The organism is Rufibacter glacialis (genome assembly GCF_008271745.1).
GTDB classification, from domain to species: domain Bacteria; phylum Bacteroidota; class Bacteroidia; order Cytophagales; family Hymenobacteraceae; genus Nibribacter; species Nibribacter glacialis.
The window spans coordinates 371,408-383,952 of the sequence record NZ_VKKZ01000021.1 but is presented as its reverse complement, the minus strand read 5'-3'; the positions used below and the strand labels follow the sequence as shown (position 1 = coordinate 383,952).

The following is a 12,545-nucleotide window of genomic DNA, read 5'->3' as shown; positions in this document are numbered from 1 at the left end:
TATTGGCACAGACACTCGCAGGTCTTGCAGACACTACAAGGTCTTTTGAGCGGGCGGTATGAAGCCTGGGAACAGCCAAGGGAAGAAGTACTCGTAAGGTGTAAACATCCCCCTTTGCCTCCTTCAAAGAGGGAGTATCTGGAATGCCAAGGAGCAATAGAAAGGAAAGCGTAGGAGACAACGAATGAATGCGTAGGGGCAAAAGAAAGGAATGCGTGGGAGACAAGGCGGTGCCGTTGTCTCTACAGGGTTCTCCTTACCGCCTTTACTAACTTTCCCCAGTTCCAGTCTTTCCCGAGCGCGCCTCGCTTTTGGCCCTGGATAGACGATCACTGAGCGGAACAGACAGCTCAGGCCGAAAGGGCAGTGCGAGAGGGGAAGACGGGGCCTCGCGGCCGTGAGCGCACGAAGGGCAGCTATGCAACGGAGTAGCATAAGGGCCCTTGCCATAAGCAGTCGCTACGCCAGCCATGGCAAAAGGCATGCACCATGTCTTAAGCGATGCTGAACCTGCGCAATCCAAAGCATCTTTTGCCGTTCCTGCTCACCAAAAACCCAATTCTATAGGGGCTATTGCATTCTAAGGCTGTTTTTCAGAAATCAGCCCTACTAAAACAGCAAAGCTTATTTGATAATCGGGTAGCGCGTGAACGGTTTAGCCGGGTCGAAAATCTTGCGGTAGGTAACGTGGGTCTTGTAGATGCGGGCACCCAGGCCCCGGGTCACCAGCATCATCTTGGGGTTGAAATCCCCTACCCAGTTCATCTCAATCTCGCGGGCTCCGTAGGCGTTCAGGGGCGCCTGCGCGTGGCAGATGAGGTAGGAATCCACGCCTTTGGCCTGAAACTCAGGAACCACCCCAAAAATGACCCCAAACACCTTCTTGTCGGTGCGTTTGTTGTAACGCCAGCGGTGGTAGAGGAATTTGAGCTTGGCGGGCAGGTTGAACTTGCCGTTCAGGTGCTTGAAAATCTGGTTCAGCTCCGGTAGCATGATGAAGAAGGCGATGGGCTTGCCCTCAAAGTACACGAAGTTGATGAGCTGCTCCACCATCACGGGTTTCATGCTCTTCACCATCTTCATGGCTTTCTCCAGCGTCATCTCGTTGATACCCGAGTGCCCCGACCAGGCCTTGTTGTAGACCTCCAGGAAATCCTGCGCCAGTTTCTCCAGGTTGTTCTTGGAAGGATGCCCGAAACTGTAGCCCGGGGTAGCGTCCAGTGCCTCTGAGCGTTGGTAGACCTTGTCCCCGAACCGCGCGTGCGTGTCCATGTAGTAGGTGTATTGCTTGAAATACACCTGAAACCCAAAGCTCTCAAACAGCTGCTGGTAATAGGGCGGGTGGTAGAACATCCCGAAGTTAGGTTCCGTGAACCCCTGCACCAGCAGTCCCCACCACCGGTCCCGCTCCCCAAAGTTGATAGGTCCGTCCATGGCTTCCATGCCCTGCGCGGCCAACCAATCCTGGCAGGCGGTGAACAGGGTATTGGCCGCCGCTTGGTCTTCCACACACTCAAAAAAGCCCATGCCCCCGGTCACGTACTCAGACGCGTCTTTGGTCTTGTTGTTCACGAAGGCGGCCACGCGGCCGATGGTCTGCCCCTGGGCGTTCTGCAGAATCCAGCGGATGGCGGTGCCGTTTTGAAAGTTGGGGTTTTGCTTAGGGTCAAAGACCTGTTCAATGTCCTTGTCCAGGGGCCGAATCCAGTTAGGGTGGTCCTGGTAGATAGTAGAAGGAAGGTCCAGGAAGGCTTTGACGGTGGCCGCGTTGTTAACTTCTATCAAGTGCATAGTAGGTGGGGCTAGGGAACGCAAAACTACGCAATTGGCGGCACACCCGTCTGCCCTGATTTACGGCAGATTCCGCAAAAACTTCCTGAAAGCATAAAGGGAAAGCAGGTTGGGTTGCCTGGCAAAAGAGGCCTGTGAGAAGAAAGGTCCTTATTCTCCTGGCTTGCCACCGGCTTGATGCGTTTCCAGGTAGGCGGCGGTGAAGGGGTGCTCTTTCACGGTGCCGGCCTCCATGATGTGGAGCACCGTCCAGCCCCTTTCCTTCAGGTAGTCAGAGATGATGGCCCGGTGACAGCGCCACCACACCGCCTCTGAGCACATGTAAGCCGTGCGCTTATCGGTGGCCACTTCCTTCAGACGTTCTATCCCTTCCTCAAACGCCGGGGTCTCGGAGTAATCGGCGTAGCCTCTGAACGATTCACTTCGCCAGACAGTGTTGGCTGAGTCCGGTTTGGGCTTTCGGCGGCCGCCCAACTCGGGCTGTGGCCTATAGTCTATCCTGGCTTCGGGCAGGTACGTCTCCAAGGCTGAGGCATTGAAGTGAGGATATTTCTTAGAGCCTGGGTATCGGCGCACATCCACCAGCACCTCTATGTGGAAAGACTGCAAGGCGGCCACAAACTCCTCGGGGCTGCGGGTAGAATGGCCAATGGTCCAGATGGTGCGGTCGGTTCCTTCCATGGGGGTTGGTGTAGTTAGGCGGTGTAACAAAGTTCTTCAGCGCAGGGCCAAATCCGGTAGGCGAAGTATTATTCCCTCTTTATACTGCTGGAAGGCCTACACGACCCATGTTGCCCGAGCGCACGGTGACGTTTCCCGGCCCTGGCCAGTGTCCTTGCTGGGGGCAACCCAGCAAAGGAAATTGGTCGTCTGGGCTTGCATTCAACTTGCCTTTCCTCCTTCCAGCAATGAAAATCCTGCCTATTGTAGCCATACGTGCGCCTGCCAGGTGGGCTCCTGCGCCTTTTTGTTGTGCTATACTGCTGTGCCCAGCGCTCTAACTGGCCTTATCTGCATCTTTGGTCTTTATCAATGAAAATACAATGCTTACCGTAATGATAAACCCGATGACAATCAAGGAAATGAAAGTGGGAACCTTGAAGATGTCTATCGTTACCATTTTAAGCCCTACAAAAATTAGAATAAAGGCCAGTCCTGTAGAAAGGAACACAAACCGGTGGATCACATGGGCCAGGGCGAAATAAAGGGAGCGAAGGCCCAGAATGGCGAAAACGTTGGAGGTATAAACGATAAACTGGTCCTGGGTGATGGCCAATATGGCCGGAATGCTGTCAACGGCAAAAATAAGATCAGAAATCTCAATCAGGATGAGCACCAGGAAGAGGGGGGTGGCAAAAACCTTCCCTGCTTTTTTTACAAAGAATTTATCACCCTCCAGTTGATCTGTGACAGGCATTATTTTCCGGAAGAACCTTATGACAGGATTCTTCTCTGGCTCCATCTCTTTATCCTTCTCCACAAACATCTTGTAGCCGGTATAAATGAGGAAGGCGCCAAACAGGTAAATAGACCAGTGGAATTTCTCTATCAACGCCACCCCGGCGAAAATAAAAATCACGCGCATGACCAGGGCACCCAGAATCCCCCAGAATAGGATCTTGTGCTGGTAGATAGACGGTATCTGAAAATACTTGAATATCAACACGAACACGAAGATGTTGTCAATGCTCAAAGTCTTCTCCAGAACATACCCTGTTAAAAACTCAACCGCCTTGTGCTCCCCGAACCAGTAATAAACGAGGGAGTTAAAAACCAAAGCCAGAGAGATCCAAACCCCTGACCAGATCAGTGCCTCTTTAACAGACACGACGTGCGCTTTGCGGTTGAAGACCCCCAAATCCAAGGCTAACATAAGGAGGACAAAAAGATTGAACCCAATCCAAAAGGTGCTATTCACTTCCATTCTTACAATTTATTTCAATGGTGATGTTAACGATAGATTGACAAGTAGGTGATACTATCCCTGCCGTAGGCGAACCGCTGCGGGCGCCAAGGTAGACTGGTCTGGGCTAGTAGTGCGAGGCAGGATCAATGGTGGTATCCCTCCCCGTTTGGGAAGGATGGCTTCTGTCTCGGTTTCAGAAGTTGCACATGCGCCGCTGTCCTGTATCTGTGAGCGGAAATCGCCCTGTCCCCGGGTTTTTGCCTTCCATTTCTCTGGCGAGCCTTCTTATAGAGCATAAAAAAGAAAGCAGTCTATGAGGAACCGCTTCCCATTGTAGTGCCTGCAAGGAGAGCTCCTTTGGGGTTTCACCCCGTAGGCGAGTATGGTTGAGCGTGCCCAAAACGTAATTTTCTGACGTTTTGACAAAAGCGATGAAGGAGTTGACAAATGACGTCAAAACAATAGCCACGGTAATGATGAATATCATTGGTAGCCATCTCTTTTTTCAGCCTGCTTTTTACAAAACTCCTTGAAAACGCCAGGTGAGCCTATAGGGCCAGACCGTCTTGTCACATCCTGATCTGCCTTTGTGGTACGTTTGTCAATTGGGTTTCTTCTCGCCTTAACACACCCATACCTTAAGCAGGGCCCCTTAGAAACTATTGCTTAGCCCATCAACGCAAAATTTCATCTGCCTGTTTTTGCACTTCGCGGTTCACCTCACGCTTGATGATACCTTCTACGTCAAGCGTGTCCAGGGAGCCGACTCTGGTGGATACTGAATCAATACCAGTATGGCGTTCAAACTCAGTATTAGCGATATCTTTGGCCGCCTTGGAGGCGGCATCAGTAGCCGTTGTTGTGATGGTATCACAAGAGGAGCCCACAAGAATAAATAGAGCGAGGAATGGGGAATAGTTCACGGGTTCTTAAGTTTAAAGTTCAAAGATAGGGGGAACTGCTCATACAGTGTCCATAGAAGTCAATAAAACCATAGACGCTGTACTTGCCACGAAGAACCCGGTAAAAAATTAACCAGCAAATGGCTAAAAGATAGTTCTTCCATTGACGCCGGTGTACGGTACCCCAAAAAGAGTAGTTTTTATCAGCAGTTCTCATAAGCAACGCAACCGGAGGGGTTCTAGTGTTATTTTTGCCTTGGAGAGCGGATCGTTACAAATAGGCTGAACATCCTCGGGGAGTAACCTTATTGGCTCTTACTGCCTTTTGTGATTCAGGCCGGTCACCGATAGACGTGCTAAGACCCGCTACTTTCTCAGAGACACTTTTACCACCTCCTGATTGGTCCGCTGTAAGTGCTCCTCTACAAAGGATGCAAAACTGGTTATTTGCGGGCAGAGGTAGTTTGCCTAAATCTATAACTTTGCGTATATCCATTTAGATAATGCCGTGAACGGTTGGGTGCCGTTCCGTAAAAATCTCTGGATAATCAGGAATCTGTCTTCTACCTATGGCCTCGTTTTGTAGAGTAAAAGCTTTATTTTTTGAAAAGAAGGGATAAAGGATTTTGGTCTTTTTGGATGAAATATGGAGCCCTGAACGGTTCTAATTTATTAGAAAGTTATGGTACACCTGCCTCCCCTCATAACTGACTTGGGCTTATTGCTTACCGCAGCAGGAGTTACCACCTTGATTTTCAAGCGGCTCAAACAGCCTCTGGTGGTGGGCTACATCATTGCGGGCATGTTAATAGGCCCTCATTTCGCCCACCTCCCCACCATCAAAGAAATCCAAAATATACAGCTCTGGGCCGAGATTGGAGTAATTTTCCTCCTCTTCAGTCTGGGGTTAGAGTTTAGTTTTAAAAAGCTGGCGAAGGTAGGCGGGGCCTCCTCTATAATGGCCCTGGTAGAGATAGTGATCATGCTCCTGCTAGGCTATCTCACTGGTCAGCTTTTGGGATGGTCTACCATGGACAGTATCTTCCTGGGCGGAATTCTATGCATTTCCTCTACCACCATTATTATCCGGGCCTTTGAAGAGCTAGGGATTAAATCGCAGCGCTTTGCCGGCCTGGTGTTTGGGGTGCTCATTGTGGAAGATTTAGTCGCCATTCTCTTGATGGTGCTCCTTTCTACCCTGGCGGTAAGTCAGCAGTTTGCCGGAACAGAGATGCTGGCCGCCGTGCTGAAGTTAGGATTCTTCCTTTCCGTCTGGTTTCTGGGAGGAATCTTTCTGATACCTACTTTCCTGAAATGGGCCAGTAAACTCATGAATGATGAGACCCTGCTGATAGTGGCTATTGCCCTTTGTTTTCTAATGGTGAAGTTAGCGACCGAGGCGGGCTTTTCCCCGGCTCTGGGGGCCTTTATCATGGGCTCCATTCTGGCGGAAACCACCAAGGCTGAGAAGATTGAGCACTTGGTAGGGCCGGTAAAAAACCTGTTCGGGGCCATCTTCTTTGTCTCTGTGGGCATCCTTATCAATCCGGAGATGATTTTGAAGTATGCGGGTCCTATTGCCCTTATTTCCTGTATCACCATATTAGGGAAAGTTTTCAGTGTTGCCGGGGGCGGCCTTCTGGCCGGGCAGGGACTCAAAGCCTCGGTTCAGGCTGGCATGAGTCTTCCTCAAATTGGGGAGTTCTCCTTTATCATTGCCACGCTGGGGTTGTCTTTAAAAGTCACGAGTGATTTCTTATACCCTATTGCGGTGGCGGTTTCGGCCCTTACCACTTTCACTACGCCTTATATGATCCGGTTTTCTGAGCCGCTGTATGTCTTTGTGGAGTCAGTGTTGCCAGAGCGGTGGAAGGCGTTGCTGAACCGCTATAGTACCGGGGCTTATACCATCAATACCACCAGTGATTGGAAAATGGTTTTGAAATCCTATGTCCGGAACATGGTGGTGTATGCCATTGTCATCATTGCCATCACCATGCTGGCAGACAGATATCTTTATTCCTTTATAGTGGCCAATGCGGAGAAAGGAATACGGGCAGATATCTGGACTACGATCGTGACCCTGGTGCTGATTGCCCCGTTCCTGTGGGCGCTGGCCCGGCACCACCCCCATAAAGAGGCGCATAGCCGGCTTTGGGCCAACCGGAAATACCACAGTGTTATCATCGTGCTGGAGTTTGCCCGGGCTGGGGTAGCCGTTTTGATATGTGTGGTTCTATTAAACCAGTTCTTCTCTACGTGGGTCGCTATTTTGGCGGGGGTGGGCATCATTGCCTTGTTGGCGCTTTTCTCTGAGAAGGTGCAGAATTTTTATACCCGCATTGAAGATAGTTTTTACTCTAACCTGAATGACCGTCAGATAAGCGATGACCACCAGATTGCTCCCTGGGGGGCGCACCTGACCAGTTTCCTCATCAGCCCATCTTCTGCCATTATTGGCGGCACCTTAGAGGAACTCCAGATAAGGGAAAAATTCGGCGTGAACATAGCGGTCATTGAGCGGGGAAACCGGACCATTATGCCTCCTACCCGATACGAAAGGATTTACCCCTATGATAAGATTTATGTATTTGGGGTGGACGAGAACATAGAATCGTTTCGGCTGTTTGTCCTGGATGAGAGCCCGCCAGGAGTCAATATGAAGGCCGTGAAAGAGGATGTCAAGCTCCAGAAACTGGTAGTATCTTCGTCTTCTCCCCTGCTGAATAAATCCATAAGAGAATCTGGTATCAGGGAGCTAACAGATGGCTTGATTGTGGGAATTGAAAGAGCGGGTAAAAAGATGATGAACCCTGATTCAAAGGTAGCTTTTGTGGAAGGGGACATCCTGTGGATTGTTGGGAAACCCTCCCGCATCAAGCTTTTAGAGGAACCTGCCATGAAACCAACAGTAACTGAGGCCTAAGCATTTGGTTTTACTTCAGGTATAAGTCTTTTCCTTGATGGAAGCAGTATAGAAAGCTAATGCACTTATAAACAAGAAAAATCACCCCTGTAGTTGGAGCGGCTCCAATGCTCAGGAAGTGCCTTTAAGAAAAGCCCGGTAGTAGGAGAACAAGCCAATCAAGCTAAGAAGGAAAGCGCCCACGCTGGAGATCGTGACCGCTAAGCCCACTAACATGAAAGCTATGCTGACCAAGACGATCTTCTGGGCGTAGGCATAGACTTCAACTGACTTCTTTGGGTTCTCCGCACTGATTGTCCCGAAAAGGAGATAGGTGTGGATCATGGAAGAGAGAAGCCAGAACAAAGCCACCCGCAGAATGAGACCGCCCAAGTCATTGATAAGAGGCTTGTCAAGGGAGTCAATAGGTACCAACAGTAGATAGTATTCTGGCATGAAGGTATAGACACCCACAATAACAGCCGCCAAACCCAGCATTGCCAGGAACAGATGGTTCACCCGATGGAAAGGAGAGGCGTAGTATTCCATCCCCTTCTGTATCCTTTTTTTGAAGGTATAGCTCCAAATCAGGAAGACCCCTGTAAAGGCAAGCAGGAACACCGGCAGAAAGATTTTTATATCAGAACTAGTCACTGCCTCAGAGTTTTATGTCCTTACTATCTTAAGGTACTAATCTTTTACCAAAAAGGATGAAAGGATGCCCATAAACATCTTTCAGAAGCTTTCCCATACTCCCTCCAAGGCTTGGCTCAATGCCTGGTATATAATGTCTCTAATGTCACGCGAGGGAGGTTTACTTCTTACAGGGAGCGATGAGGAAGAGGATATCAGGTTTGGAGCCTTCTGCTGACAGGTGCGGGTGCGTTTGCCAGGCGGATTATTGATTCAACACCTGAAATGGCGATGGAGCGTAAGAACCGGGAACTTAGGGTTGAAGGATGGGGCTAGGAATTGAGAAAGGAAGAAATGCTTTAATCCTTGATTTGCTTTTCTCTATCAGTGAGGCGTTGGAAATGCCCGTTAAGGAATTGCTGGATTTCAAGTAGGATACTCCCTTTCGTTGGCTCCATTCCGGCGTATATAAAACCGCAGAGTTTTGGTTTTTAAGATTTTTGAGAGGATACGGGTTTTGCCTACCTTGCTGTAATAATCCAGTAAGCATGCTGAACTCCTCCAAGGTTGCCTAAATTTAGTTGGATAAGGGTGGCTCACACCGCAATAATATAGGTAATAGTTGGGCTAAATGAAAATCCTGGGCCTTTTCTGTAAACCGGGCTATTGCAGGGGACAAAGGGAGATTGGGGGCCTGGCAGAGTACTCATCACCTCTTGTGGCAAGTGCAGTATACCTCTATTCAAGCTAGATAAAACCAAGGGGTTATCCATTAACACCATATGGGCGGGCATTCCACCCGAACCTTAGACGAGGTGATAAAGGCGTTGCAGTTATTCCAAGTAGAAGTACTAGCCGATGTACAGCGCTATCTCAATAGTGCTGTGCTAACTGAAGGTATTCCTAATCACGTCATAAATTATCTGCCATCGTAGATTTAGGTGGCCAGTGTAAACCCAGACCAGATTCCTTAATTACTTCTTTGAGAAGCGATTCCTTTAGAGGGTACGCCAACTATATGGACACTCAGTAATTTGAGGAGGCTTTGTTGAATTAAAAGCAGATTACCGTTTCAAGGAGAACAGCCTATGGGTTCTCAGAGGCTAACGTGGTAGCGCTGGTATCGTGTGCACTCCGACTGCCTAAAGGCCCAACAGTGGAACGTGCAGCACAACATGGAAGAAGGCGTAGCCACACCGCATCCTTTTACCAATGTATATTTAGAGACGCATCAAGAAGAAGGCTTTTACAAATCGCTTTTACTGTAATTTATAAGCCTTCCATGAACCTATATTCTGCGTTTCCAGCATTAGTTTGTATTATTGGAAAACTAATATTGGAGTTTCCGTATAGTAAGGTTCAAGCTAGTATATGATGCTTCAATAATGCATTTAGGAGGAGCACCTAGATAACCGTATAAATTATAGAGCTGTTTTGGAATTCGGCTCTGCTATCTGACTCCCTGGCCAAGAGGCTGATATCTTTTAAAAGCTTATACCATTTATACCATATTTCCACCTGCTTATACGCCATTAAATTGAATGATAATATATACAAATAATTATATATAGCTATGAAGAACCTCTTTTATCTGTTTCTGTCCTGCGCACTAGCAGTTGCCTGTACTGTCCAAAAGCCTTCCGTCCCGGTAGGTATCCTCACCAAAGAGATGCCTGTAGTCCCGGTGCCGGATGCGGTAGCCGCCAAGGTTCCGCCAGGCTACAAGGCTGAAGTGTTTATAAAGGATTTGAACTGGCCCACCAGCATAGATTTTGATGAAGGCGGCAACGTGTATGTGGCAGAGGCCGGCTACGTGTATGGGGACCCGTTTGCGCCGGCCCGGGTCTTTCAAATCACCCCAGAAGGGAAGATGAACCTGTTTGCTGACGGCTTTCTGGGCCCAATTACTGATATTCTCTGGAATAGGGGTTCACTGTATGTTTCCCACCGGGGAAAAATCTCCACGGTGGGAAGCGATGGCGTCGTAAAAGACCTGGTCACGGGCCTCCCGAGTTACGGGGACCACTTCAACAACCAGATGACAGTGGGACCCGATGGCAAGATCTATTTCGGGCAGGGCGTAGCTTCCAACTCAGGGGTGGTGGGATTGGATAACGCCTATCCCTATATATGGCTTCTGCTTTGGCCGGATGTCTATGACATTCCGGCCAAAGACATCAAACTGAGCCGCGAAAGCTTCCTGACCCCGCAGCCCAGCAATGTCCTGGCCCGCCAGGGTAACCTGCTCAGCCTGGGGAGTAATGTAACGTATGCCGTCACCAGTATCTTTAACCGGAACAGGGAGACCTCCCTGCTGGTCCGCACCCGGGGCTTCCAGCCCTTTGGCGAGCACAGGCGCACTGTAAAGGGACAAGTGAAAGCGAGTGGGACCATCATGAGAATGAATGCTGACGGGTCAGGGCTGGAAGTATATGCTTGGGGACTGCGTAACCCCTTCGGGGTGATGTGGGGGCCGGACGGCCAGCTGTATGTGACAGACAACGGCTATGATGAAAGAGGCAGCCGTCCCATTGCCAACGCCAAAGACAACATCTACCAGATTCGCCAGGATGGCTGGTATGGTTACCCCGATTACTCTAGCGGTATCCCGGTAACTGACCCGCAGTTCCGCTCGGCGCGGGGGCCAAAACTTAAGTTTTTGATGGCCGAACACCCCCCTGTCGAGAAACCATGGCTCACGCGTCCCGAGAATGCGGCTTCCACAAAATTCGACTTCAGCACCAATAATACATTTGGCTACAGAGGACATATGTTCCTGGCAGAGTTCGGCTCAGCCACTCCCATCACAGGGGATCCGCACCCCGCTACCGGATATGTGGTGGTGCGGATAGACCCAGCGACAAAGGAAGCAGCCCCGTTCCTGAGCAACGGGGCCCCGGGCCCCGAAGGTTTTGAGCATGTCTCCACCGCCGGCCCAAGGCACCCGGTAGAGGCGAAATTCTCCTCCGACGGACAGGCTCTCTATGTGGTGGACATAGGGGTAATCCATGGCGATGTGGCCGCGGCAGGGCCTTTCCCGTTGCCAATACCCGGTACAGGGGTGATTTGGCGGATCAGTAAAACCGGGGTAGCCGGCTCCGGGCCTCCAGCGGACCTCTCAGCTTTGCCACCAAGGGTTCAGAAACCTAAAAAGTAGCGGGATATATGCCCTGGATTCCCCTTTACCACTGCGTGCAGGGGAATCCGTCTCCCTGCAATCCCAAGGAAAAGGCAGACAACGAAGAGACCTGTATGTGCCTGGAAGTAGGACATGTAGAAAAGACTTCGGAATCAGGGGCGGACTACCTTTCTTATCGCCTTTTCCGTGCCTGCTCTGGCGGTCGGCCTTCCGTTTAAACGGCTCAAGACCAGGTAAGAAGGAGCAGCCAACTCGGAGCACCTTAGCCCGTATGCGCACAAAGCGGCCTGGTAAATTAGGATACCCTATATTTCATTGTCATCCCTTCGGAACTGAGGTAACCTTAAATCTGATTCCCTATGAATATGCAGCAAGCGGATATAGAGAAACTCATTGGTTTTATTTCTGTCCTGTATGAAAAGGAGGCCTCACCGGAAGCGGTCGGCTGGCTAGGGGAGAAGATACAGAAGGTAAGTGAGGCCGACTCCCCAAAGGAACTATTCCTTGCCTTTAGTGCTGCACCCCGCTTTACGGGCAGGGGCTTATTGCACCCGGAGAAGGCTGAGTTGGAAAAGGCCGAAGCCCTTCGCCCTGGCTTTGACCCCTCCAACTGGACCTTGGCCCAGACCGCCCGTACTCTCCTTCTGCTCGCCACCCCATCCCGGGACGAAGGCACCTTTCTAACCAAAACAGATCAGCTGTTCAGTACCGCGGAGATGGGCGAGCTGGTGGCCTTATATGCCAGCTTGCCCTTGCTGCCCTATCCGGAGGCGTTCAGGCTCAGGGCGGCAGAAGGAGTCAGAACCAACATGGGTACCGTATTCGATGCCATCGCCCTGGATAACCCGTATCCGGCCGATTACTTGGAGGAGGGGGCCTGGAACCAGATGGTGCTGAAGACGGTGTTTACTGGAAAGCCATTGTACCGCATCTATGGCTTGGAAAAATGCAGCAATCCCACGCTTGCCCGTATCCTGTCGGATTACGCCCATGAGCGGTGGGCCGCGAACCGGCTGGTAACTCCTGAGCTTTGGAGGCTTGTAGGACCTTATATAAACGAGTCTCTCTTAGGTGACATCAAAAAGTTATTCTCCCACCCAGATCCCCTTCAACAGGAAGCGGCGGCTCTGGCTTGTTCACAAGGCAGTTTTGTGAAGGCGAAAGAGTTGCTGGAAGCGCGCCCTTCCCTGAAAAAAAGAATAGAAACAGGCGAGCTTAGCTGGGATTACATCGGCAAGAAATCACTCACGGCAATCTAACCATTACTTA

General features: G+C 50.3%; 8 protein-coding genes. 3 read left to right on the top strand and 5 right to left on the bottom strand.

Annotation, left to right across the window (positions count from 1 at the left end; genetic code table 11):
- Window positions 1-624 precede the first annotated feature (624 nt).
- The 4 genes from FOE74_RS13295 to FOE74_RS13280 all read right to left on the bottom strand — a co-directional run bounded on the left by FOE74_RS13295 (window position 625) and on the right by FOE74_RS13280 (window position 4,620).
- Complete coding sequence (locus tag FOE74_RS13295; RefSeq protein ID WP_149099101.1) at window positions 625-1,791, bottom strand: hypothetical protein; 1,167 nt, start codon at window positions 1,789-1,791, stop codon at window positions 625-627.
- Window positions 1,792-1,941: 150 nt separating this feature from the next.
- Window positions 1,942-2,472: a DUF488 domain-containing protein gene (locus FOE74_RS13290; RefSeq protein WP_149099100.1), complete on the bottom strand. Its 531-nt coding sequence runs from the start codon at window positions 2,470-2,472 to the stop codon at window positions 1,942-1,944.
- A gap of 316 nt (window positions 2,473-2,788) precedes the next feature.
- Window positions 2,789-3,715 carry a TerC family protein gene (locus FOE74_RS13285; protein ID WP_149099099.1) on the bottom strand — a complete coding sequence of 309 codons (927 nt, stop codon included), beginning with the start codon at window positions 3,713-3,715 and terminating at the stop codon, window positions 2,789-2,791.
- Between the two features lie 656 nt (window positions 3,716-4,371).
- The gene (locus FOE74_RS13280) at window positions 4,372-4,620 is read right to left on the bottom strand and encodes a hypothetical protein (protein ID WP_149099098.1); all 249 of its coding nucleotides are present in this window, start codon (window positions 4,618-4,620) and stop codon (window positions 4,372-4,374) included.
- A gap of 661 nt (window positions 4,621-5,281) precedes the next feature.
- Here FOE74_RS13280 and FOE74_RS13275 point away from each other — a divergent pair.
- Window positions 5,282-7,525, top strand: a complete 2,244-nt coding sequence (locus FOE74_RS13275) for a cation:proton antiporter (protein ID WP_149099097.1) — start codon at window positions 5,282-5,284, stop codon at window positions 7,523-7,525.
- A 111-nt stretch (window positions 7,526-7,636) separates the two neighbouring features.
- On the opposite strand, the gene FOE74_RS13270 is transcribed toward FOE74_RS13275, so the two are convergent.
- Window positions 7,637-8,053, bottom strand: coding sequence for a hypothetical protein (locus FOE74_RS13270; RefSeq protein WP_149099096.1), 417 nt, complete (start codon window positions 8,051-8,053; stop codon window positions 7,637-7,639).
- A gap of 1,753 nt (window positions 8,054-9,806) precedes the next feature.
- Between FOE74_RS13270 and FOE74_RS13260 the strand changes: the two genes are divergently transcribed.
- Window positions 9,807-11,294, top strand: a complete 1,488-nt coding sequence (locus FOE74_RS13260; protein WP_225840806.1) for a PQQ-dependent sugar dehydrogenase — start codon at window positions 9,807-9,809, stop codon at window positions 11,292-11,294.
- A gap of 341 nt (window positions 11,295-11,635) precedes the next feature.
- Window positions 11,636-12,535 carry an EboA domain-containing protein gene (locus FOE74_RS13255; RefSeq protein WP_149099094.1) on the top strand — a complete coding sequence of 300 codons (900 nt, stop codon included), beginning with the start codon at window positions 11,636-11,638 and terminating at the stop codon, window positions 12,533-12,535.
- The last annotated feature ends 10 nt before the right edge of the window (window positions 12,536-12,545 follow it).